The organism is Pseudoalteromonas sp. BSi20480 (assembly GCF_000241365.1).
Lineage (GTDB): Bacteria > Pseudomonadota > Gammaproteobacteria > Enterobacterales > Alteromonadaceae > Pseudoalteromonas > Pseudoalteromonas marina.
The window spans coordinates 1-357 of sequence record NZ_BADX01000116.1 but is presented as its reverse complement, the minus strand read 5'-3'; the positions used below and the strand labels follow the sequence as shown (position 1 = coordinate 357).

At 39.2% G+C, this 357-nt stretch carries 1 pseudogene; it reads left to right on the top strand.

What is annotated here, in order from left to right:
- Positions 1-84: 84 nt before the first annotated feature.
- A pseudogene (locus tag P20480_RS18350) lies at positions 85-357 on the top strand (IS110 family transposase); the annotation flags it as partial.

Genomic DNA, 357 nt, shown 5'->3' with positions numbered 1-357 from the left:
ACTTGATACTCATTGAGCCTCCTCCCCAGCATCGCGATTATTCGCTACGCTGAAAAGGCAACCAACCTTACAGGAGAAAGCTCAATGAACTTTTACAATAACATGCATCCATATTATTGTGGAATCGATTTACACGCGCGATTACTTTACGTCTGTATCATTGATAATACAGGACTTATACTTGTTCACAAGAAAATTAAAGATGACCCAGAAGCACTATTAAAACTACTAAAACCGTATATCGGTGATATTGTGGTTGGCGTAGAATGCATGCATTGCTGGTATTGGGTCGCTGACTTTTGTAAAGAACACACTATCGACTTTATTCTCGGTCATGCGTTATATATGAAGGCGATT